The organism is Porphyrobacter sp. TH134 (assembly GCF_002855495.1).
Taxonomy (GTDB): Bacteria; Pseudomonadota; Alphaproteobacteria; order Sphingomonadales; family Sphingomonadaceae; genus Erythrobacter.
In genome coordinates, this window is sequence record NZ_PKRO01000012.1 from 39,573 (window position 1) to 59,647 (window position 20,075).

Below are 20,075 nucleotides of genomic sequence, written 5' to 3' on the forward strand. Positions count from 1 at the left end.
AGCTTGTCGAAGGGCCGCACTTTCCTTGTGCGTGCGGGTTGGAAGAAGAACGGGGCTTCGACAAGCTCAGCCCGAACGGAGTATTTTCCTTTGCCCACCAACCGCCGCTTCCTCCTCCAGCGCCGTCCGAACGGCACGCCGGTGCCCGACGATTTCGAACTCGTCACCGAGCCCACCCCCGCGCTGGAAGAGGGCCAGTTCCTGATCCGCAACCACTACGCCTCGCTCGATCCGGCCATCAGGGGCTGGATGGATGCGCAAGGCAATTACATGCCGCCGATCCCGCTGGGCGATCCGGTGCGCGCCAGCACCATCGGCGTGGTCGAGGAAAGCCGCGCCGAAGGGTTCGCGCCCGGCCAGTGGGTGATGGGGCTAAACGCGCTGGAGGATTACTCGGTCAGCGCCGTCGGCGGTTTCACCCAGCCGATTGATCCGTCACTGGTGCCGAGCGTCACCAACTACCTCTCGATCTTCGGCGCGGTCGGCATGACCGCCTATTTCGGCTTCCTCGAAGTGTGCGAACCCAAGCCGGGCGAGACCGTGCTGGTCACCGGCGCGGCGGGCGCGGTCGGGTCTCTTGTCGGCCAGCTTGCCAAGATCCACGGCTGCCGCGCGGTCGGCATCGCGGGCGGCCCGGCCAAGTGCGCGCGCCTCACCGAGAAATACGGCTTCGACGCCGCCATCGACTATCGCGGCAAGGATGAAGCCGCGCTCACCGCCGCGATCGCCGAAGCATGCCCCGACGGTGTCGACGTGATTTTCGAGAACGTCGGCGGGATCATTCTCGATGCGGGCCTCATGAACCTCAACCTGCATTCGCGCGTCGGGCTGTGCGGCCTGATCAGCGAATACAACACCGCGCCGCGCGGCATCCGCAATCTGTGGCAGCTGATCGTCAAGCGCGCCCATATTCGCGGGCTGTTGGTAGCCGACTACGTCCCCCGCTTCGCCGAGGGATCGGCGCAGATGGGCGTCTGGGCCGCGCAGGGCAAGCTCACCATCGACGAGCATATCGACGAAGGGCTGGAGCACGCCTTCGACAGCTTCATGCGGCTGTTTGCGGGCACCAATGACGGCAAGATGATCCTCAAGATCGCGTGATGCGCTCCTTGCTGGTTCTGTCGGGGGGCCACCCCTACGACGAAGGCCCCTTTGCCGAATTGCTGGCGGCGCTTGGCGATTGGAACATTACCCATCTCGTCCACCCCGAGGGCGGAGAGGCTGATGCGGCGGAGGCCATCGGCGCGGCGGACGCCCTGCTGTTTTACGACATGGCAGGCTATACCTTCGGCGAGGGCACGGTGGCGATGCGCCCACCCTCAGCGGCTTTCCGCGAGGCCGTGACCGCGCGCTTTGCGGCAGGCAGGGGCGCGGTGGCGATGCATCATGCGCTCGCGGGGTGGACGCTGTGGCCCGAATGGCACGACTGGCTGGGCGGGCAGTTCCATTACCAGCCGGGACCGCATGGCCTCGATTCCGGCTACCGCCATGACATCATCTACGAGGCGCAAGTGGTCGCCGACCATCCGGTGACACGCGGCCTTCCCGCCAGCTTCCCCGTCACCGACGAGCTCTACCTCTGCCCCGTCGACGAGAATGCCCTCACCCCGCTGATCCGGGCCGAGGGCTTCGCCTTTACGGCGGACAATTTCTACTCCGCCGCGCAGGCCGTCGCGGGCGCGATGTTCAGCAATGCGGGCTGGGAGCACCCGCCGGGCAGCAACTGCGTCGCCTGGGAAAGCCGCACATGCCCCGCCCCGCTGGTCTACCTGCAATTCGGCGATGGCCCCGCGACCTACGCCAACCCGCACGTCCGCCAAGTGCTCGGCCAGGCGCTCGAATACACCTCACGAGGAACCCCCGAATGACCCCGCAACAGACAGTCGAAGCCTTCATCGGCCACTGGAACGCCTGCGATATCGACGCGATGCTCAGCCTGTGTGCCGAGGATATCGTCTACCACAACGTGCCCATGGAGCCGGTGATCGGCACCGCCCAGATGCGGGCGATGGTCGCAGCGTTCCTTGGCGATATCGACCGCTGCGACTGGCAGACCCATGCCATCGCCGCCAACGGCAACACCGTCCTGACCGAGCGCACCGACATCTTCCACTTCAAGGACGGCCGCCGCGCCGCGATCCGCGTGATGGGTACCTTCGACATCGGCACCAATGGCCGCATCACCGGCTGGCGCGACTATTTCGACAGCGCAGAATTCCAGCGCGAATTTGCGGGCGGCTGAAGGCCCTAACACATTCGCGCATCGCATACGGGGCGCGAGGGCAGCTAGGCTGGTGTCATGATATCCCGTGGGTCTGGAGCCGCCTGACATGAACAAGCCCGAAGGCAACGTCTTTGCACCCGAAACGCTGATCGATCCGTTCGACTATTACCGCGCCGTCCACGAAGCGGGGGTGGCCATCGAACACCTTGAGGGCATGAACACCTGGGTCGTCTATTCCTACGACCTGTGCAGCGAGGCGGCGGCCAAGCCTGACATCTTCTCGAACGATTTCACCGCCCTGATGGGCCGCGAGGCGGACGAGGACATTCAGGCGATCCTCGCCGAAGGCTGGCCCGATCTGCCCACCCTGCTGACCGCCGACGCGCCCGTCCATACTCGCAACCGCAAGCTGGTGAACCTCGCCTTCTCGGCCCCGCGCGTGAACGCGATCGAGGCCGACATGCGGCAGAAATCGATCGACCTGATCGAAGCCTTTGCCGACCGGGGCCATTGCGAATTCGTCGAGGAATTCGGCGTGCCGCTGCCCGTCGCCATGATCGCAGGCCAGATCGGGCTCGATGATGATCCGGGGCGGGTGAAGCGCTGGTCCGACGCGGCGGTGGACCGGTTCAGCCAGATGGTCGATCACGAGCGCAAGAAGGAATGCGCGCGCAGCCTCGTCGAGTTCCAGCACTACATCAAGGGACTGATCGATGACCGCAAGGCGAACGGCGGCAATGACCTGCTGACCGATCTGGTCGAAGCGCGCATTGAAGGGGAAACCCCGCTCGAAGACCCGGAAATCATGTCGCTGATGCAGCAGTTCATGGTGGCGGGGAACGAGACCACCACATCGACGCTGGCGGGCGGCCTGCTCCAGCTGATCCGCAATCCCGACCAGATGGCAAAGGCCAAGGCGGCCGCCGGCGGGCGCGATCCAAAGGTGCTCATGAACCTCGTCGAGGAAGCGCTGCGCTACGAGACGCCGACGGCGGGCATGTGGCGCATCGTCAAGCAGGACACTGAACTTGGCGGCGTGGCGATCCCGGCAGGCGCGGTGGTGCAGCTGCGCTATGCGGCGGCCAACCGCGATCCGTCCAAATTCCCCAATCCCGACCGCTTTGACATCGAACGCGCCAATGCCCGCACGCATCTCAGCTTCGGCAAGGGGCCGCATATGTGTGTGGGCAACATGCTGAGCCGCAAGGAAATGCTGGTCGCCTTCGACGAGTTGCTCGAACGGCTCGATAATTTCGCCGTAGCGGATGAGAACGAAATCCGCATCCTGCCCAACATCCTGCTGCGGGGGGTGACCCACCTGCCGATCACTTTCACACGGAAAGCCTGACATGAATTTCGACCTGTCCGAGGAACAGGAAATGTTTGTGACCTCGGTGGAGCGCTTCGCCGCGCCCATTGATGTCGAGTGGCGGCGGCGCCTGCGCCTTTCGCCCACCGGCTATGACGCAAAGCGTTGGCACACCCTTGCCGAGCTGGGCATGATCGCGCTGGCTGCCAGCGAGGATGCAGGCGGCATGGGCGGCTCGGCAGTGGACCTTGCGCTGGTGTGCGAAGCGATCGGCAAGGCCAATGCGCCCGACCCCTTGCTTGAACATGGCATCCTCCCCGCTCTGCTGCTGGAGCGCGGGCAGGCGGACGATGTGCTGGCCAAAGATGCTTTGGAAGGCGTGCTGTCCGGCACGACCCTTGCGACCTTGGCGTGGACCGAACGGGGGCAACGCTACAGCATCAAGGCCAAGGGGATGAAGGCCGAACAGGGCGCGGATGGCTTCACTCTCACCGGCGAGAAGACGATGGTGATGGGCGCGCTGCTAGCCGATCTGTTCATCGTGACCGCCGACCTTGACGGCGAGACTGCGTGCTTGCTGGTGCCGAAGGACGCCCCTGGTCTGGACGTGCGCGCCTATCGCTTGGCTGACGGCAGCATCGCGGGCGAAATCAAGCTCACCCGCACGCCTGCCAGCGCACGGCTCATGCTGGACAGAGCGGCGCTCGATGCCATCATTGCTGACGTCCGGTTGTATGCGGCGGCCGAAATGGTCGGCCTCGGCCAGCGCCTTTTGGACGATACGCTGGCTTACGTGAAAGAGCGCGAACAGTTCGGCGTAGCGATCGGATCTTTTCAGGCCTTGCAGCACCGGTTGGTCGATTGCTACGCCCGCGAAGAACAATCCCGTTCAATGCTTTACCGCGCAGCATTGACCGACAGGGGCGACGCCGAAAAGTGGCAGCGCGCCGCCGCCGGGGCCAAGGCCTATATCGGCGAAAACGTCGATGCCATCGCCCGCGAGGCGGTGCAGATGCACGGCGGCATGGGGATCACCGATGAACTGGCCATCGGCCATGCACTGAAGCGCGTGCTGGTGCTCGCCCGCCTGTTTGGCGATGTTGACACCGTGCTTGCGGAATATGCGCTCGCAGCGTGAACCGCGGGCCTGAGGGGAGCTGAACGATGGGCGAAAAGATCGACCCGAACCTGTGGAGCGACGGGCCGCAGCCGCAGCTTATGGGCGGCAAGTTACCGTCGGGCCAGATCGTCTTCCCGATGCCGGTCGGCGATGCCGCGCAAGGCGTAGAGCCCCACAAGCTGTCGCGCCGCGGCACGCTGTGGTCGTGGACCTCACAGGGGTTCCTGCCGAAGGAGCCTTACGAAGGCCCCGGCAGCGGCCCCGGTGAAGGCCCGCCCGATTTCCAGCCGTTCCTGATCGGCTATGTCGAGCTGCCGGGCGAGGTGATCGTCGAAAGCCGGATCGTCGATGCGCGGCTGGAAGACCTCCACCTTGGCATGGAGCTTGAGTTCTGCGTCGTGCCCTTCAACGCGCGCTACGACACCTTCGCCTTCCGTCCCGTTGCCGCAGCAGAAAGTCAGGCCGCATGAGCGAGAATGTCTATATCATCGGCGCAGGCATCCACCCCTTCGGGCGCACAGACGGCCGGTCAGGCCGCGAGCAGGGGGTCTATGCGGTGCGCGAGGCCTTGGGCGATGCGGGGCTCGAATGGCCCGATATCGAGTGCGCCTATGGCGGCAGCGCGGCGGCGGGCAATGCCGACATCATGGTCAACGAGCTGGGCCTCACCAGCCTGCCGTTCACCAACGTGGCGAACGGCTGCGCCACCGGCGGCAGCGCGCTCGCCGCCTCGCAGCAGGCGATTGCGAGCGGGATGTATGATCTCGCGCTGGCGGTGGGCTTCGACAAGCACCCGAGGGGCGCGTTCAACGCCAAGCCTGCCGATTACGGCCTGCCCGAATGGTACGGTCAGACGGGCATGATGCTGACCACGCAGTTCTTCGCGCTCAAGATCCAGCGCTACATGCAACTCCACGGCATCAGCCGCACGACGCTGGGCCGCGTCGCCGAAAAGGCCTTTCGCAACGGAACGATCACGCCCCACGCATGGCGGCGCAGCCCGGTCGATCTCGACACGATCATGAATGCGCCGATGATCAATGACCCGCTGACGAAGTATATGTTCTGCTCGCCGGCCGAGGGCGCGGTGGCGCTGATCCTCGCGTCCGAGAAGAAAATGCGGGAACTGGGCGCAGACGGGGTGAAGATCCGCGCGGTGTCGGTGAAGACCCGCCCACCCAATTCGTTCGAGGTGTTCCAGGCCAGCATCAGCATCGAAGAAGGCGGCAAGCCCACGGTCCTCGCCTCCAAGGCGGCGTTCGAGAAGGCCGGGATCGGGCCGGAGGACATCTCCGTCGCGCAATTGCAGGACACCGAGAGCGGCGCGGAAATCATGCACATGGCCGAAAACGGCTTCTGCAAGGACGGCGAGCAGGAGGAATGGCTCGCCAATGGCTGGACCGAGATCGGGGGCGGGAAGCTGCCCGTGAACACCGATGGCGGGTGCCTTGCCTGCGGGGAGCCGATTGGCGCTTCGGGCCTGCGACAGGTCTATGAAAACGTGACCCAGCTGCGCGGCCGCGCGGGTGAGCGACAGGTGCCCGAAAAGAATGGGCGCAAGGTGAGGTTCGGCTACTCCCACGTCTACGGCGCCCCCGGCCTGTCCGGCGTCGCGATTCTGGAACGCGAATGACGGGTCGGATGCAGGGCAAGGTCGCGCTGGTTTCAGGCGGCGCGGAGGGGATCGGCGAGGCGGTCGCACGGCTGATCGTGGCCGAGGGCGGCAGCGTGATGCTCGGCGATGTGCAGCTGGAAAAGGCGCAAGGCTTGGCCGCTGAACTGGGTGAGCGGGCGGCGGCATGCCTGCTCGATGTGCGTCACCTCGCGCAATGGGAGGCCGCCGTCGCCGCCACCCTCTCGCGCTTCGGCAAGCTCACGGTGCTCTGCAACATCGCGGGCATCTCCGAACCCGGTAATGTGCCCGATGGCGCGCTCGACGTGTGGGAGCGCACTATCGACATCAACCTCCACGGCCCCTTCTACGGGATGCGCGCCGCGATCCCGGCAATGGAGGCGAGCGGGGAGGCCTGCGCCATCGTCAACATCGGCTCGATGATCGCGATGCGCCCCGCGAGCTTCGTGGCGGCCTACTCAGCGTCCAAAACCGGCCTCAGAGGCCTCACGCAGTCCGTCGCGCTCGACCTTGCCGAACGCGGCCTGCCGATCCGCGTCAACATGGTCCACCCCGGCGCGATCCGCACGCCGATGTACAACCGTTACAAGTTCTCCGGCGCCGACACCCCTGAGAACATCGAGACCAATTTTGCCGCCACCCACCCGATGAACCGCATCGGCGAGCCCGAGGAGGTTGCCCGCGCGGTGGTCTTCCTCGCCTCCGATGACGCGAGTTTCACCACTGGCTGCGATCTCACCGTCGACGGCGGCGGCAGCATCAGGAGCTGACATGGCAGAGCAACCCGCCACCCGGATCGACGCGCATTTCATCGCCGCGGGCAAGTATCACGATATCGACTACCCCCGGCTTGAAATCCTCAAGCTGCTGGCAGAGCACCCTCACATCCGCACCACCGTGGCGGCGGACTATTCGGGGCTCGAGCGGCTCGACCAGTGCCGCTTCCTCATCACCTATACCTGCGATCTGATGCCAACCCCGGAACAGGCCGCGCAGCTGAAAGCGTGGCTGGAGAAGGGCGGCAAGTGGATGGCGCTCCACGGCACCAACTCGATCCTCGTCTTCACGGCCGATGGGCTGGTGGATGCGCCTGACGATCGGCCCGACGTGATGGAAATGCTCGGCACGCAATTTGTCGCCCACCCGCCGATCGACAAGTTCCCGGTCGAGGTCGTGAACAAGGATCACGAACTCACGCGCGGCATCGAGGATTTCGAAGTGGTGGACGAGCTCTACCTCTCCAAGACCACCGCGCCCATCGAAACCCTGATGCAGACCACCTTCGAAGGCGAGGCGACCGGTTTCACCCACAGCCAGTGGGACAAGACCACGGTCCCTATCGTTTATACGAGGGATATTGGCGCGGGACGCATAGTATACAACGCCTTGGGGCATTGCCGCGGGCATTATGATCTTCCGGGAATGGCCGATTTCTACCCGCACAAGGAAATGTGCGCGTGGAATTATGATGTCTATTACGATCTGCTGCGGCGCACGATTGCGTGGGCCATGCGGGAGGGGAAGTGAAGCTGGCCGGGGCTAAATGCCGTAGCTTGCGGTATCGCGAACGGGATTGATTGACATGGACATGGACTTCTCCCCCGAGGACATCGCCTTCCGCGAGGAAGTGCGCGCGTTCCTCGCCGACAACCTGCCCGAACGGCTGCGCGACGGCGCGCGCCGCACCCCCGGCGTGTTCGTCGAGCCCGATATCGGGATGGAATGGCACCGCATCCTCTACCGGCAAGGCTGGGTTGCCCCGCACTGGCCCAAGGAAGACGGCGGCACCGGCTGGACACCGACCCAGAAATTCATCTTCGAAAAGGAATGCGCGCTGGCCGGTGCACCCGCGCTTGCGATCCTCGGCCTGCGCCTCGTCGGCCCGGTGATCTGCGAATTCGGCACCCCCGAGCAGAAAGCGCGCTTCCTGCCCGGCATCCTGTCGGGTGACGATTACTGGTGCCAGGGATATTCCGAGCCCGGCAGCGGATCGGACCTTGCCAGCCTCAAGACCAGCGCGCGGCTGGAGGGCGATGAATACATCATCAACGGCTCCAAGATCTGGACCACCCACGCCCACCACGCCGACTGGATCTTCGCTCTGGTGCGCACCGATGCGACCGTCAAGAAGCAGGCCGGGATCAGCTTCCTGCTGGTGCCGATGGACCAGCCGGGCGTGTCGGTCACCCCGATCCATTCGATGTCAGGCGATCACGAAGTGAACGCGGTGTTCTTCACCGATGCGCGCACCTCGGCCGACAATCGCATCGGGGCCGAGGGCGCCGGGTGGACCATCGCCAAGTTCCTGCTGGAGAACGAGCGCGGCGGATCATGCTATGCCCCGCGCCTGCTGCAATCCATCGGGCGGCTGGAGACGCTGGCGCAAAGCCAGCCTTCGGGCGTCAATGGCGCGATTGCGCATGACCCGCGCTTCCGCGACAAGCTCGCCCGTGTGCGGCTGGAAGCCGAGGCGCTGGAAGTGACCGAACTGCGCATCCTCGCCGAACTCGCCAAGGGCCGCGCGCCCGGACCGCAGACCTCGCTGGTGAAATTGCTCGGCTCGAATATCGGCCAGCAGGTCGATGTGCTCAGGCTCGAACTGCTTGGCCCCGACGCGCTGCAACTGCCGCTGGAGCGCCCGCTCTACGGCAACGAGGCGCCCGAACCCGTGGGCAGCGAATATGCCCAGACCGCGATGGGCAAATACCTCAACAACCGCGCCTCGACGATCTTCGGCGGCTCGGACGAGGTGCAGAAGAACATCATCGCCAAGACCGTGCTGGGGCTTTGACTTAATCTCCCCTCCCCCTGGGGAGGGGCCGGGGGTGGGGGCACCGCCCCTAGCGAAAGCAGACCCCCCATCCCAACCGTTGGCCCACCAGCGGGCCGCCTTCGGCTCCCCCCGTGGGGAAGGGCTTTTTGCGAGGACACGACCAATGGACGCTTCGAAACTGATGTTCCGCGACGGGTTGATGGCGGGCGAGCGCATTCTCGTCACCGGCGGGGGCACGGGCCTCGGGCGCGAGATGGCCGAGGCGTTCCTGAAGCTGGGCGCGACCGTCTACATCTGCGGCCGCCGCCAGAACAAGCTGGATGAGACCGCAGCGGAACTGACCGCGCTGCATGGTGGGAAGATCGTCGGCATGGCCTGCGACATCCGCGATGCCGACGCGATCCATGCGATGGTGGACGCAATCTGGGCCGATGGCGGCGCGCTGACGGGCGTGGTCAACAACGCGGCCGGCAACTTCATCAGCCGCACCGAAGACCTGTCGGTGGGCGGCTTCAACGCCATTGCCGATATCGTGATGCGCGGCACGTTCTATGTCACGCTCGACATCGGCAAGCGGTTGATTGCCGAGAAGAAGCGCGCAAGCTTCCTGTCGATCCTTACCACCTGGGTGTGGTCGGGCAGCGCCTTCGTGGTGCCCTCGGCCATGTCGAAGACCGCGATCAACGCCATGACCCAGAGCCTCGCGACCGAGTGGGGCCGCTATGGCCTGCGCTTCAACGCCATCGCGCCGGGCCTCTTCCCGACCAAGGGCATGAGCGCGCGGCTGCATCCGGGCGGCGCGGGCGGCAATTCGGGCAACAGCCTGAACCCGATGGGCCGTGCGGGCGAGATGCACGAACTCGCCAATCTCGCGGTGTTCCTGATGGGCCCCGGCGCGGAATATGTGAACGGCCAGACCATCGCCATCGACGGCGCGGGCTTTCAGGCCAATGGCGGGACATTCTACCCGATGCTCAGCGCGCTCGGCGATGCCGAATGGGAGCAGATGCGCGCGATGATCAAGGGCACCAACGAGAAGGACAAGGCCGACCGGACGGTCGGTTAGGTCACCGCCGCGCGCTGGTTGAATTCTTCGCGCTGCCATTCACCGCTCGCCAGCACCTCGGCGAGGTGGCGGGCTGCGGCGGCCATGTCGGCGAAGCTCAGATAGGCAGGCGCAAAGCCCAGCCGCAGCACATCGGGCGCGCGGAAATCACCGATCACGCCGCGCGCGATCAGGGCCTGGCAGATGGCGTAGGCCTCGGGGTGACGGAAGGAGAGCTGACTGCCCCTGTCAGCGCTGCGCGCCGGGCTGACCTGTTCCAGCGTCACGTCATGCGCCATCAGGCTTTCAAGGAAGAACTCCGACAGCGCCTGCGACTTTTCATACAATCGCGCCACGCCAATCTCTGCGATCAGATCCACGCCCACTTCCAGCGCCGCCAGTCCCAGTACCGGAGGCGTGCCGCATTGCAGCCGGTCGATCCCCGGCGCGCCCTCGTAATCGTCATCGAAGGCGAACGGCGCAGCATGGCCGAACCAGCCGGTCAGCGGTTGCTGAAGGCTCGCCTGATGTCGCTCGGCGACAAAGGCAAAGGCCGGCGCGCCCGGCCCGCCGCACAGGTATTTGTAGCCGCAGCCCACCGCGAAGTCAGCATTTGCGCCGTTCAGATCAATCGGCAGCGCGCCGGTAGAATGCGACAGATCCCACAGCACCAGCGCGCCCGCCTCATGCGCGGCGCGGGTCAGGGCGGCCATGTCATGCAGCGCGCCGGTTTTGTAATGGGCGTGGGTGAGCATCAGCAGCGCGACATCGCTGTCCAGCGCCTCGGCCAGCCTGCCCCGCTCCGCCAGCCGCCGCGTGGCGAGGCCTTGCGCTTCCAACCCGGCGATCATGTAGAGATCGGTCGGGAAATTGCCCGGTTCGGACAGCACCGCCTTGCGGCCGGGCCGCATGGCAAGCGCCGCCGCGATCAGCTTGAACAGGTTCACGCTGGTGGAATCGCAGGCGATCACTTCGCCGGGCGCAGCGCCGATCAAGGGCGCAATCTTGGCCCCGACCCGGCCCGCGGCCGCAAACCATCCGGCGCTGTTCCATGACCGGATCAGCCCGTCGCCCCATTCATGCGCGATCACCTGCTGCAAGACCTGCGGTGTCGCAACGGGGAGCGCGCCGAGGGAATTGCCGTCGAGATAGATGATCCCTTGGGGCAAGGTAAATCGCGCGCGATAGGCTGCCAGCGCATCGGCAGCGTCACGCTCGCAGGCGCGGTCTTCGGGCGTCATATCGCAGTTCTCGCACAGGGAAGCTGGGGGGTGGCCATTCGGGGACTTATGGGCCGCACCTGTCGGGCTGCCAATCCCACGCATGCTAGCCTTCGATCACGCGGGCCTCGGGGTGATGCTTGTCGATATGCTTGAGCAGAATTCTGAGGTTTTTCGTATTGGACCGGAACACCAGATCAAACGCATCGCCGACCAGCGGAATCGCACCGATCGCCGTATCGAACAGCACATTGGCGCCCATCCGGGCCAGCTTCCACTTCGGCAGACCCAGATTGCGCGCCTCCCACACGATATAGGCGCCCATTCCCGCGGTCATGATCTCGCCCAGCACCGGGACAAGCCCGACCAGCGCGTCGAGGCCGACCGGCATGTTGACGCCGGGAATGGTGAAACTGCGCTCCAAAAGACGCTCTAAAGCAACAATGCGCGCGCGGACCGATGCGGCGTCGGCGCCGGTGGGCAAAACGAAGACCACAGGTTCAGGGCGGCGGGGGTATTGCGTGTCCATCCGCATTACGTGGTGGGCTGGGACAGCGCGAACAAGGGGTGCATCCCCCATGCGTTGGGCAGATAATTGCGGATCGATGCCCGCACCAGCGACCAGCGCACGGGCGCACCGAGAGGGATATAGACTTCGCGTTCGACGAGCGCGGCATGAGCATCGATGAGCAACTGTTCGCGTCGCCCGGCATCGCGCTCCGTCAGCGACTGACGGACCAGTGCATCGGCGCGCGGGGCGCATAGACCGGACTTGAGACCGCAATGAAACTGGTTGAGATACCAGCGCGGCGACGAATAGCGGGCCAGCGTGTCGCGCAGTTCAAGATCGGCTGCCTGGCCCGGCGCGGCGCGCCTGACCGCAACCCCGATTGCCCCCCAAGCCTCGGCCAGCTGGCGCAGCAGCAGGTCACTGCCCGGCCCCTGCGGCAGCGCAACCCGCACCACGGCCTCGCGCCCCGGCCCGGCCCACGCCCGGACCCGTCCAGCCGCCACCTCCCGCCGCTCCGCGATCGAAGCGCCATTCCAGCGGTCTTCGCCATAAGGCGGCGTGGTGTAGTTTTCGGGCGGGACGATCCAACTGCTTTCGCGCCAGCCGGACAGGCCGAAGCTCTGGATCAGCGCCGACCGGTCAATCGCCATGGACAAGGCCTCGCGCAGGGCAGGCTCCGCCAGCAATCCTGTTTCGGAACGCACCATCAGCCCCAGCAAACCGATGGCCGGGTCAACCTGAATTGTCCCGCGTGATAGCGGTCCTGCTTCGGCCTGGGGAAAATCAGCGATACTTCCGCCCAAAACCAGATCGACCTCTCCCCCCGAAAACGCAGCGACGGCCTTGTTTGCTGACAGTGCGCGCACGGCAACCGGGCGGGCGACGGCTTCCCAGTCCTCTCGCGCCGGCAAGCCGCGCGCTTCGGGGGGCAGGGCCGAAAGGCGTGCGATCGGTTCCGCTTCGTCCCGCGATAGCGCCATGGGGCCGGCACCGCTGCCGTTTTTGATGAAGCCGAGTTCGGGTTGCGCCAGCAAGCGCAGGAAATCCGGCATTGGCGCAGTCAGCCGGACCTCGACAACGCGCCCGGTCATCGCGCGAATATCTTGCACGGCGGCCAGATCAAGGCCCAGCGAAGTCCCGCGGACCCGCGCAATAGCATCGCGCAGTTGCTGGCGGACATCGACTGCGGTGATTTCCGCGCCGTCTGGCCACGCGCTGTCGCGCAAGCGGAAGATATAGCTGAGACCGTCTTCGGTCACGATCCAGCGCTCGGCAATGGCGGGTACGACCTGCCCCGCCTGGTCGAGCGCAACCAGGCCTTCATGGGTCGCCGCACGCACATGCTGTGCCGGCGGCGCAAGCCGGATGCCTTGCTGAAACAGGCTTTCGGGACTGCCGATAATAGCGACGCTGACAGGGCCTTCCCCGCCGGACGAACCGCAGGACGACAGGATCAGGGCAGCCAGCAAAGAGAGCGAGAATCGCATTGCCGTCAGCCTAGCAGGTTGCAACGCGCCGGTCAGCTTTGCGAGGATACAACCGGCCGGACGCGCAGGCGCCCGCCTGCTGGCGCGGGTCAGATTTTCCGCAGGGTCCCTGGCTCTGGCGGCGGCGGTGCGCGATGCGCCCATGATGCCTTGACGATTGCGGCGCTCGGGTGATCGTCATTCTGCACAGGCCGCCGGGCTTTCTGGGAATCGATTTCTTCATCGAAGGCAACGCCAAAGCGATTGTCTTGCACCCAGGCTACCGTGCCCGCCACAGATCCGATGTTGCGCAATTCCACCGAAACGCGGTGACCGCGCTGCACACGCGGATGGCCTTCGCCCATCATGCCGCCATCGGAGAGGTTCCGAACCCGCACACGGTAAACATCTGCGCCTTGTTCAACGCGGATGTCAGCCAGCAGAAACAGGCTGTCGCGCGCAACACTGCGTGTCTCAACCCCTGTCATCTTGCAGATCGCCTCCTAAGCCGTGATGTGCCAAGCCGAACTTGCCGTGCAAACTATCCTGCGCGTCGCTGCAACGCCACGCTGTGATGTGGTATTCGCAGTTAACAGGCGGTAAAGATTGCCACGTTGAGCCCCTGATCGTGACTGTCCGTCCCACGACGGCACAACCTGCCAACAAGGGTTTACGCTCAATCGTCGCGGGAGACCTTTTCGCGCCGCTCGTGGGCTTCTTGTGCTTCGACTGTCATGGTCGCAACAGGCCGCGCGATCAGCCGGCGCAGGCCAATGGGATCGCCCGTAACCTCGCAATAGCCATATTCGCCCGAATCGATCCGGCGCAGTGCTGCGTCGATCTTGGACACGAGCTTGCGCTGACGATCCCGGGTGCGCAGTTCGATGCCCCAGTCGGTTTCGCTCGATGCGCGGTCTGTCAGATCGGCTTCACGGATCGGGCCGTCTTGCAAGGACTGGAGCGTTTGCCCCGCAGCCGAATGAATGGAGCGCTTCCATTCCAGCAGCAGCATCCGGAAATACGCCTGCTGGCGGTCGTTCATATACTCCTCGTCATCGCTCGGTACATAGTCCGGCGCGAGTAGGCGCTTGGCCTTTTCGAGGATATCGATGTCGTCAGACGCGGTGGTTGGCATCAAGCTCTCTCATCCCAAAAGCCGCTGGGAAGACCATCGCGTCCTGACGCCCTGAATTTTTTCATTGGCTCACTTGGTCCCAGCAAGCGGAAAGCAGTGCGACGCCTATAGGCAAGGCCCTTGGGGCATACAAGCGGGATCGGACAGAAGGCGGGGCCAAAACCGGGGCCAACATCAATAGCGCGCGGCGTTAACTAATTTTTGACCATAAGTGCCGCACTCCTGATGCCACGGAGGATCCTCGTGGGGGGTGATCTGGTGAAAATGGGGACCACATTATGAACATCATCGCAATCGGAGCGAATGTTACACGTGAAACATCCGGCGAGGCCATGCTTGGCGCATGGCTGGCGGCGGCCAGCAATGGTCAGGCAGGGGCCTGCTTTGATCTGGGGGTCGCCTTTTCGACCGGCAGCAACGGCGCGGCCTGCGACCTTGTCGAAGCGCACAAGTGGTTCAATCTTGCGGCCGCGCGCGGTCACGAAGAAGCCGCCCATTGCCGCGCCGATATCTCTGACGAAATGACCGCGCGCGAAATCGCCGAAGCCCAGCGCCGGGCGCGCCAGTGGCTGGCCGAGGGGCGTCAGCGGGCGGCGTAAGCAAAGGTTAGCCGCGCCGGTTAATCGTCTTTCCTGAAAGGCGTACGGCTGCCGAGGTACACCTGGTCGCTCGTCACTCCGGCGCGTTCGCGTTTGAGGAAATCGGCAACCGCGCCGCGAAAGCCGGGATCCGCAATCCAGTGGGCCGACAGCGTTTGCACCGGTTCATACCCGCGCGCCAGCTTGTGTCCGCCCTGCGCGCCAGCTTCGACACGGGGCAGGCCCCGGGCGATCGCAATGTCGATCGCCTGATAGTAGCACAGCTCGAAATGCAGGAACCGCACCTCGCGGCTGCAACCCCAGTAACGGCCATAGAGCGCGTCCTTCCCGGCAAAGTTCAGCGCGCCGGCAATCGCTTCATCTCCGTCATAGGCAAGGATCAGGATGATCCGGTCGCCCATGCGTTCGCCCAGCAGGCTGAAGGCTTCGCGCGTGAGATAAGGCTGGCCCCATTTGCGCGCGCCGGTGTCCTGATAGAAGATCCAGAAGGCATCCCAATGCGCTTCGGTAATGTCAGCGCCCGTGAAATGCCGGATCGTCAGCCCCTCCACCGCAGCGGCACGTTCCTTGCGCAAGTCCTTGCGCTTGCGCGACGAAAGCGCGCCGAGGAAATCATCAAAGCTGGTGTAATCGCGGTTGAACCAATGGAACTGGATATCAGCGCGCGGCAACCAGCCCGCCGCCTCAAACAACGGCATCTGCGCCGGGTCGATGAAGGTCGCATGGGCGGAGGACATCTTGTTTTGCAGGCACACCGCTTCGGCCCCCTTGAGCAAATGGGATGCCAGTGCCGGATCGGACAGCAACAGGCGCGGGCCGGTGGCAGGCGTGAAGGGCGCGGCGATCTGGAGTTTGGGATAGTAGCGCCCGCCTGCGCGGTGCCAGGCATCGGCCCAGGCGTGATCGAACACATATTCGCCTTGGCTGTGTCCCTTGGCATAGGAGGGCATGGCGGCGAGCAACGTGCCCGCATTATCGGTGATGACAATCGGTGCAGGCTCCCACCCGGTGCCGGGGCCAACGCTGCCGGAATCCTCCATCGCGGTCAGAAATTCGTGGGAGACAAAGGGGTTGTCCTTCCCGCCGAGCGCGTTCCATTCGTCGGCCAGGAAGTTGCCGACCGAGGAGGCGATGCGGACGGTCAGTTCGGGTGGGGTCACGCCAGCCCTTCCCCTTCGGCGATCAGCGCATCGGCATGGGCAAGGCCAATGGCGCGGGTCTCGGGCGAGCGCACGGTCCATGTCAGCAGCGGGCCGCCAGCCGCGCGCCATGCTGATGCTTCGGGCCGGGTGAGATCACGCACATCGACGGCGAGGAAATCGGGCTGCGCGGCGGCGACCGCGTCAGGCATCCGCCACACGCCCTCGAAACCGTTCTCGTAGGAGTCCGTGCCGACCAAGCCCCGAAGCACGGCGGGCGCTTCCACTGCGAACCATCCAGGCACGCCTGGATCAAAGCTCATAACCGCAGCGGCACCTTCATAGGCGTCCAGCTGCCACGCGACAGCAGCGCAGGTCCATTCGACATCGTACCCCGGCTGCGACTTGATCTCGATCAGCACCGGCACCCGGCCCGCCACTGCCGCAAGAAACGTCGCTAGCCTGACCGGATGCTGATCGGTGCCAAGCAGGCGGCACTCTTCCAGCGCCGCGGCGGTCAGATCCCCTGCCTTGCCCGCCTGGCCAGTCAGGCGCTCCAATTCCCAGTCGTGGAACACCACCGGGTGATCGTCGCGGCTGCGCTGGATATCGCATTCGATCCCCATGCCTGCCGCAATCGCAGCCTCAGCCGCCGCCAGCGAATTTTCGGGCACGCCCGCGCGATGCAATCCCCGGTGGGCATAGTCCCACTGCGTCAGCCAGCCGGGAACAGCCCTTGCGCTCATGCCTTCAGAGCGACGATCGCATCAACTTCCACCGCTGCCCCGCGCGGCAGAGCGGGCACGCCCACGGCTGCACGGGCGTGCTGGCCTGCGCCGCCGAAGATCTGCTCCATCAGATCCGACGCGCCATTGGCGACTTCGGGCTGCTGGGTGAAATCGGCGGTGCAATTGATGAAGGCACCCAGCTTTACCACCCGGTCGACCTGATCAAGCAGCCCCGCCGCTGCCAGCTGCGCCACGATCATCAGCCCGCAGGCGCGCGCGGCGTCCTTGCCAGCTTCGACGCTGACATCATCGCCCAGACGGCCGGTCACAACCACACCATCGACAAACGGCAGCTGGCCCGAAACATAGGCCATGCCGCCATGCACAACGACCGGCACATAGCTGGCGACGGGGGCTGCGGCCTTTGGCAGGGTGATTCCGAGTTCGGCGAGTTTGGCGGTATAGCTCATGTTCAATTCTCCAAGCGTTCCAGCAGCCATGGCAGGGCCTCGTCCCAGCGGTCAATCCGGGCTTCGGCGTGCCCAGCCTTGTGCGCACAATCAATGGTGTGGGCGATCATCGGCTCGCCGCACAGGTGCAGCCGGGTGACGTGCGGCGTGATTTCCGCGACCGAGGCATGGTGCTGTGCCAGATCATCGATGAAGACGGCGCGGGTGGGCGCGTATTCGTCGATGATCGCCTTCAAGGCCGGTCCCTTGGGGCCCTGATTGGTGAAGACGCGGGCATTGATCCCGACCTTGGCCAGCTGCGCAGCGCGGGCATCGCGGTGGGCATCGACCAGGTTGGTCAGGATGACGACATCGGCTTTTTCCGCCAACGTGTTGATCCCTTCGACCGCCCCTGCAATCGGCATTTGCGAATCCATTTCGTCATCGAAAAACTTGCCGAGCATCCGCCAGATATCCGGCGGCGCGAGCAGTTCGCCGGTCGCCTGCCAGCGCAGGGCCTCGGCAAAATTATGGCCTTCCAGATGGAAGCTCACGCCTTGGCTCGCCTCCAGCCAGTCCTTGAACGGGGCGACCATGTGCAGCAGCACTTCGTCGCAATCGGAGATAATCAGCGGGCGGTTCATGCTTGCAAAGCGTCCTTGGCGGCAACCAGTTCCTCAGGCGTGACGGCAAGCGCCTCAGCCGCGCGGATCAGGTCTGGTTCGTAATTGGCGAGAAATTCGATCCCTGAGGCAAGGATCATCGGATCGTTCAATCCTGCCCGCAAAGAGTCGGGATCAAGCCCGGTCAATTCAAGGTAGCGCGCACCGCGATCCTCGCATTCCAGCACCCAGCCCAGCACGGCGAGCGCCAGCGTTTGCGGATTGACGGGCGCGGATGAAGGTTTGATCGGGATTGTCCTGTCCTTTAACGCGGGTTAGTCCTAAGAGGCAGGACATGCGGGGCAAGCAGTGACAAAGCGGATCATGGTTGTCGAGGATAATGACCTCAACCGGAAGCTGTTTTGCGACGTGCTCAAGGCCAATGGCTTTGATGTGGAGCCGGTTGCCGATGGCAACATGGTGCTGGAAACCGCGCGGGCCACATCGCCCGATCTCATCATCATGGACATCCAGCTCGGCGGGATTTCCGGCGTCGATCTGATCGAGGCGGCCAAGCGCGATCGGCTGCTGTCCGCCATTCCGGTGCTGGCGGTAACCGCCTTTGCCGCCAAGGGTGATGAAGAACGCATCCGGGCCGCAGGGGCGGAAGGCTATCTTTCCAAGCCCGTTTCGATCGGGCCGTTCATGACCGCGGTCAAGGCGCTGGTCTAGGCGATCAGGCGTCTGCTGTGTGGCGCAGCAGGTTGTGATAGACGCCGGTCAGCGCCATCACCGCCGGATCGTCCAGCCCGACCTTGCCCGCCAGCGTCTGGATCGCCTGATCCATCCGAAACAGATTGCCGCGCATCACCGCGTCGCGCACCATCGACTGGATCCAGAAGAAACTTGCCACCCGGCGCCCGCGGGTCACCGGCTCAACGCGGTGCAGCGATGATGCGGGATAGAGCACGCCGTCACCCGCCGGAAGCTTGACCCGCTGGGGGCCGAAATCGGTTTCGATCACCAGCTCGCCGCCGTCATAGTTTGCCGGGTCTTCAAGAAAGATCGTCATCGACAGATCGGCGCGCACCCGCCAGTCGGTTCCGGCGCGCACGCGCAAGGCGTTGTCGACATGATTGCCGAAGGCCTGACCGCCGGCGTAGCTGTTGAACATCGGCGGATAGATACGGTGCGGCAGCGCGGCGGCGATGAACAGCGGATGGGCCTGCAAGGCTGCCATGACCAGCTGGCCGCCCTTGCGCGCAGCCTCACTGTCTTCGGGCAATTGCAGGTTATTCTTCACCATCCGGGCCTGAATGCCCGAAGTCACCGTGCCGTCGGTCCATTCGGCCGTGTCGATCGCCGTGCGCAGGGCCGTCACCTGATCGGCAGCGAGGATCCGGGGTATCGCAATCAGCACGGGAGGGGGACTTTCTGTGAGAGGTAAGCACGAAGGGAATCTCGACGATCCCGCGAACCTTGACCGCTTGTCCGGCGACCCGCTGGGGCTGCCAGCGCCAGCCGCTGACCGCCTTGAGCGCGGCCTGATCGAGCCGGGGGGAACCGCTGGAGCGGGCGACCGAAATCGTCTCGACCCGCCCGTCGGTGCCGACGATGACGAGCAGTTCGACGGTCCCCTGCTCCTTCTGGCGGCGGCTTTCGCGGGGATAGCGCGGCGGCGCACCAGAGACGAGCGAGGAATCGAGGCCGTCGGAGGCGATTGTTGCCGGGGCAGACGGGGCGGTAGGGCGTGCAGGCGGCCCCGACAGCTTGGGCGACGGCACCGCGGGCACCGGAGCGCTGCTGATCGGCGCAGACAGCTCCGTCCTCACCGGCACCACCGGCCCGGCCTGCGCCAGCACGAAGGGCACCGGCGGCGCGGTGGGGGCAGATGGTTGCGCGGTCTCGGCCGGCTGATCGGGGACCGGCGCTGGCGGCGGCGGTGGCGGCGGCGCGGGCGGTGACAGGTCCATCGTCACCAACCGCGCTTCGGGCACCGCGCCCACCTGATGGCTGAGGCTGAGCGCCAGCGGCAGCAGCGCTGCGTGCGCAGCCGCCGTCAGCGCCAGCCCGCGAAAGCTGGGCCGCCGCGCGCCGCCAAAGGAACCAGCCTCCGCCATCA

The 20,075-nt window shown here is 65.1% G+C and carries 25 protein-coding genes; 13 read left to right on the top strand and 12 right to left on the bottom strand.

Annotated elements, in window-relative coordinates; all coding sequences use genetic code 11:
- The first annotated feature begins 90 nt into the window (after nucleotides 1–90).
- The 11 genes from C0V72_RS07410 (at nucleotide 91) to C0V72_RS07460 (ending at nucleotide 10,125) form a co-directional block, all read left to right on the top strand.
- Nucleotides 91–1,101, top strand: coding sequence for an NADP-dependent oxidoreductase (locus tag C0V72_RS07410; protein ID WP_101792922.1), 1,011 nt, complete (start codon nucleotides 91–93; stop codon nucleotides 1,099–1,101).
- A complete protein-coding gene (locus tag C0V72_RS07415) occupies nucleotides 1,101–1,868 on the top strand; it encodes a ThuA domain-containing protein (protein WP_101792925.1) in 768 nt (255 codons plus the stop codon). The genes C0V72_RS07410 and C0V72_RS07415 overlap by 1 nt, the downstream gene beginning before the upstream one ends.
- Nucleotides 1,865–2,242, top strand: a complete 378-nt coding sequence (locus C0V72_RS07420; protein WP_101792928.1) for a nuclear transport factor 2 family protein — start codon at nucleotides 1,865–1,867, stop codon at nucleotides 2,240–2,242. Before C0V72_RS07415 ends, C0V72_RS07420 begins: the two co-directional genes overlap by 4 nt.
- A gap of 88 nt (nucleotides 2,243–2,330) precedes the next feature.
- Nucleotides 2,331–3,572 (top strand): cytochrome P450, encoded by a 1,242-nt coding sequence (locus C0V72_RS07425; RefSeq protein WP_101792930.1) that lies wholly within the window; start codon nucleotides 2,331–2,333, stop codon nucleotides 3,570–3,572.
- A 1-nt stretch (nucleotide 3,573) separates the two neighbouring features.
- Nucleotides 3,574–4,671, top strand: coding sequence for an acyl-CoA dehydrogenase family protein (locus C0V72_RS07430; protein ID WP_101792932.1), 1,098 nt, complete (start codon nucleotides 3,574–3,576; stop codon nucleotides 4,669–4,671).
- A gap of 26 nt (nucleotides 4,672–4,697) precedes the next feature.
- Nucleotides 4,698–5,123 carry a Zn-ribbon domain-containing OB-fold protein gene (locus C0V72_RS07435; RefSeq protein WP_101792935.1) on the top strand — a complete coding sequence of 142 codons (426 nt, stop codon included), beginning with the start codon at nucleotides 4,698–4,700 and terminating at the stop codon, nucleotides 5,121–5,123.
- On the top strand, nucleotides 5,120–6,286 hold the full coding sequence (locus C0V72_RS07440) for a thiolase family protein (RefSeq protein ID WP_101792938.1): 1,167 nt from the start codon (nucleotides 5,120–5,122) through the stop codon (nucleotides 6,284–6,286). Before C0V72_RS07435 ends, C0V72_RS07440 begins: the two co-directional genes overlap by 4 nt.
- Nucleotides 6,283–7,056, top strand: coding sequence for an SDR family NAD(P)-dependent oxidoreductase (locus tag C0V72_RS07445; protein WP_233999833.1), 774 nt, complete (start codon nucleotides 6,283–6,285; stop codon nucleotides 7,054–7,056). Before C0V72_RS07440 ends, C0V72_RS07445 begins: the two co-directional genes overlap by 4 nt.
- 1 nt (nucleotide 7,057) lies before the next feature.
- Nucleotides 7,058–7,813, top strand: a complete 756-nt coding sequence (locus C0V72_RS07450) for a ThuA domain-containing protein (RefSeq protein ID WP_101792944.1) — start codon at nucleotides 7,058–7,060, stop codon at nucleotides 7,811–7,813.
- 55 nt (nucleotides 7,814–7,868) lie between these two features.
- A complete protein-coding gene (locus C0V72_RS07455; protein WP_101792947.1) occupies nucleotides 7,869–9,077 on the top strand; it encodes an acyl-CoA dehydrogenase family protein in 1,209 nt (402 codons plus the stop codon).
- Between the two features lie 145 nt (nucleotides 9,078–9,222).
- The gene (locus C0V72_RS07460; RefSeq protein WP_101792950.1) at nucleotides 9,223–10,125 is read left to right on the top strand and encodes an SDR family oxidoreductase; all 903 of its coding nucleotides are present in this window, start codon (nucleotides 9,223–9,225) and stop codon (nucleotides 10,123–10,125) included.
- On the opposite strand, the gene kynU is transcribed toward C0V72_RS07460, so the two are convergent.
- The 5 genes from kynU to dksA all read right to left on the bottom strand — a co-directional run bounded on the left by kynU (nucleotide 10,122) and on the right by dksA (nucleotide 14,436).
- A complete protein-coding gene (kynU, locus tag C0V72_RS07465; RefSeq protein ID WP_101792953.1) occupies nucleotides 10,122–11,345 on the bottom strand; it encodes a kynureninase in 1,224 nt (407 codons plus the stop codon). The two genes, C0V72_RS07460 and kynU, sit on opposite strands and share 4 nt — an antisense overlap.
- A gap of 85 nt (nucleotides 11,346–11,430) precedes the next feature.
- Complete coding sequence (locus tag C0V72_RS07470) at nucleotides 11,431–11,853, bottom strand: DUF4112 domain-containing protein (protein WP_101793078.1); 423 nt, start codon at nucleotides 11,851–11,853, stop codon at nucleotides 11,431–11,433.
- 5 nt (nucleotides 11,854–11,858) lie between these two features.
- A complete protein-coding gene (locus C0V72_RS07475) occupies nucleotides 11,859–13,322 on the bottom strand; it encodes an ABC transporter substrate-binding protein (RefSeq protein WP_101792955.1) in 1,464 nt (487 codons plus the stop codon).
- A gap of 89 nt (nucleotides 13,323–13,411) precedes the next feature.
- Nucleotides 13,412–13,789 carry a PilZ domain-containing protein gene (locus C0V72_RS07480; protein WP_101792958.1) on the bottom strand — a complete coding sequence of 126 codons (378 nt, stop codon included), beginning with the start codon at nucleotides 13,787–13,789 and terminating at the stop codon, nucleotides 13,412–13,414.
- 188 nt (nucleotides 13,790–13,977) lie between these two features.
- Nucleotides 13,978–14,436 (bottom strand): RNA polymerase-binding protein DksA, encoded by a 459-nt coding sequence (dksA, locus tag C0V72_RS07485; protein WP_101792961.1) that lies wholly within the window; start codon nucleotides 14,434–14,436, stop codon nucleotides 13,978–13,980.
- Nucleotides 14,437–14,768: 332 nt separating this feature from the next.
- Between dksA and C0V72_RS07490 the strand changes: the two genes are divergently transcribed.
- Complete coding sequence (locus C0V72_RS07490) at nucleotides 14,769–15,035, top strand: hypothetical protein (RefSeq protein ID WP_233999840.1); 267 nt, start codon at nucleotides 14,769–14,771, stop codon at nucleotides 15,033–15,035.
- 20 nt (nucleotides 15,036–15,055) lie between these two features.
- On the opposite strand, the gene C0V72_RS07495 is transcribed toward C0V72_RS07490, so the two are convergent.
- From C0V72_RS07495 to C0V72_RS07515, 5 genes are read right to left on the bottom strand one after another with little or no spacing between them, the layout of a single operon-like run.
- Nucleotides 15,056–16,195, bottom strand: a complete 1,140-nt coding sequence (locus tag C0V72_RS07495) for a GNAT family N-acetyltransferase (protein ID WP_233999834.1) — start codon at nucleotides 16,193–16,195, stop codon at nucleotides 15,056–15,058.
- On the bottom strand, nucleotides 16,192–16,920 hold the full coding sequence (locus C0V72_RS07500) for a glycerophosphodiester phosphodiesterase family protein (RefSeq protein ID WP_101792970.1): 729 nt from the start codon (nucleotides 16,918–16,920) through the stop codon (nucleotides 16,192–16,194). Before C0V72_RS07500 ends, C0V72_RS07495 begins: the two co-directional genes overlap by 4 nt.
- Nucleotides 16,917–17,372 carry a RidA family protein gene (locus C0V72_RS07505; protein WP_101792973.1) on the bottom strand — a complete coding sequence of 152 codons (456 nt, stop codon included), beginning with the start codon at nucleotides 17,370–17,372 and terminating at the stop codon, nucleotides 16,917–16,919. Before C0V72_RS07505 ends, C0V72_RS07500 begins: the two co-directional genes overlap by 4 nt.
- Before the next feature lie 2 nt (nucleotides 17,373–17,374).
- A complete protein-coding gene (locus tag C0V72_RS07510; RefSeq protein WP_101792976.1) occupies nucleotides 17,375–17,995 on the bottom strand; it encodes a hypothetical protein in 621 nt (206 codons plus the stop codon).
- The gene (locus tag C0V72_RS07515; RefSeq protein ID WP_324761527.1) at nucleotides 17,992–18,267 is read right to left on the bottom strand and encodes a DUF3572 family protein; all 276 of its coding nucleotides are present in this window, start codon (nucleotides 18,265–18,267) and stop codon (nucleotides 17,992–17,994) included. The genes C0V72_RS07510 and C0V72_RS07515 overlap by 4 nt, the downstream gene beginning before the upstream one ends.
- Nucleotides 18,268–18,322: 55 nt before the next feature.
- On the opposite strand from C0V72_RS07515, the gene C0V72_RS07520 reads away from it, so the two are divergent.
- Nucleotides 18,323–18,685 (top strand): response regulator, encoded by a 363-nt coding sequence (locus tag C0V72_RS07520; RefSeq protein WP_101792981.1) that lies wholly within the window; start codon nucleotides 18,323–18,325, stop codon nucleotides 18,683–18,685.
- 4 nt (nucleotides 18,686–18,689) lie between these two features.
- On the opposite strand, the gene C0V72_RS07525 is transcribed toward C0V72_RS07520, so the two are convergent.
- The gene (locus C0V72_RS07525) at nucleotides 18,690–19,334 is read right to left on the bottom strand and encodes a Fe2+-dependent dioxygenase (RefSeq protein WP_233999836.1); all 645 of its coding nucleotides are present in this window, start codon (nucleotides 19,332–19,334) and stop codon (nucleotides 18,690–18,692) included.
- Nucleotides 19,246–20,073, bottom strand: coding sequence for an energy transducer TonB (locus C0V72_RS16590; RefSeq protein ID WP_101792985.1), 828 nt, complete (start codon nucleotides 20,071–20,073; stop codon nucleotides 19,246–19,248). The genes C0V72_RS07525 and C0V72_RS16590 overlap by 89 nt, the downstream gene beginning before the upstream one ends.
- Nucleotides 20,074–20,075 lie beyond the last annotated feature (2 nt).

What these genes read in the sequence shown, in the direction of transcription:
- C0V72_RS07415 (WP_101792925.1), top strand. Translation starts at nt 1,101, where the DNA reads ATGCGCTCCTTGCTGGTTCTGTCGGGGGGCCACCCCTACGACGAAGGC.
- C0V72_RS07420 (WP_101792928.1), top strand. Translation starts at nt 1,865, where the DNA reads ATGACCCCGCAACAGACAGTCGAAGCCTTCATCGGCCACTGGAACGCC.
- C0V72_RS07425 (WP_101792930.1), top strand. Translation starts at nt 2,331, where the DNA reads ATGAACAAGCCCGAAGGCAACGTCTTTGCACCCGAAACGCTGATCGAT.
- C0V72_RS07430 (WP_101792932.1), top strand. Translation starts at nt 3,574, where the DNA reads ATGAATTTCGACCTGTCCGAGGAACAGGAAATGTTTGTGACCTCGGTG.
- C0V72_RS07435 (WP_101792935.1), top strand. Translation starts at nt 4,698, where the DNA reads ATGGGCGAAAAGATCGACCCGAACCTGTGGAGCGACGGGCCGCAGCCG.
- C0V72_RS07440 (WP_101792938.1), top strand. Translation starts at nt 5,120, where the DNA reads ATGAGCGAGAATGTCTATATCATCGGCGCAGGCATCCACCCCTTCGGG.
- C0V72_RS07445 (WP_233999833.1), top strand. Translation starts at nt 6,283, where the DNA reads ATGACGGGTCGGATGCAGGGCAAGGTCGCGCTGGTTTCAGGCGGCGCG.
- C0V72_RS07450 (WP_101792944.1), top strand. Translation starts at nt 7,058, where the DNA reads ATGGCAGAGCAACCCGCCACCCGGATCGACGCGCATTTCATCGCCGCG.
- C0V72_RS07455 (WP_101792947.1), top strand. Translation starts at nt 7,869, where the DNA reads ATGGACATGGACTTCTCCCCCGAGGACATCGCCTTCCGCGAGGAAGTG.
- C0V72_RS07460 (WP_101792950.1), top strand. Translation starts at nt 9,223, where the DNA reads ATGGACGCTTCGAAACTGATGTTCCGCGACGGGTTGATGGCGGGCGAG.
- kynU (WP_101792953.1), bottom strand. Translation starts at nt 11,345, where the DNA reads ATGACGCCCGAAGACCGCGCCTGCGAGCGTGACGCTGCCGATGCGCTG.
- C0V72_RS07470 (WP_101793078.1), bottom strand. Translation starts at nt 11,853, where the DNA reads ATGGACACGCAATACCCCCGCCGCCCTGAACCTGTGGTCTTCGTTTTG.
- C0V72_RS07475 (WP_101792955.1), bottom strand. Translation starts at nt 13,322, where the DNA reads ATGCGATTCTCGCTCTCTTTGCTGGCTGCCCTGATCCTGTCGTCCTGC.
- C0V72_RS07480 (WP_101792958.1), bottom strand. Translation starts at nt 13,789, where the DNA reads ATGACAGGGGTTGAGACACGCAGTGTTGCGCGCGACAGCCTGTTTCTG.
- dksA (WP_101792961.1), bottom strand. Translation starts at nt 14,436, where the DNA reads ATGCCAACCACCGCGTCTGACGACATCGATATCCTCGAAAAGGCCAAG.
- C0V72_RS07490 (WP_233999840.1), top strand. Translation starts at nt 14,769, where the DNA reads ATGCTTGGCGCATGGCTGGCGGCGGCCAGCAATGGTCAGGCAGGGGCC.
- C0V72_RS07500 (WP_101792970.1), bottom strand. Translation starts at nt 16,920, where the DNA reads ATGAGCGCAAGGGCTGTTCCCGGCTGGCTGACGCAGTGGGACTATGCC.
- C0V72_RS07505 (WP_101792973.1), bottom strand. Translation starts at nt 17,372, where the DNA reads ATGAGCTATACCGCCAAACTCGCCGAACTCGGAATCACCCTGCCAAAG.
- C0V72_RS07510 (WP_101792976.1), bottom strand. Translation starts at nt 17,995, where the DNA reads ATGAACCGCCCGCTGATTATCTCCGATTGCGACGAAGTGCTGCTGCAC.
- C0V72_RS16590 (WP_101792985.1), bottom strand. Translation starts at nt 20,073, where the DNA reads ATGGCGGAGGCTGGTTCCTTTGGCGGCGCGCGGCGGCCCAGCTTTCGC.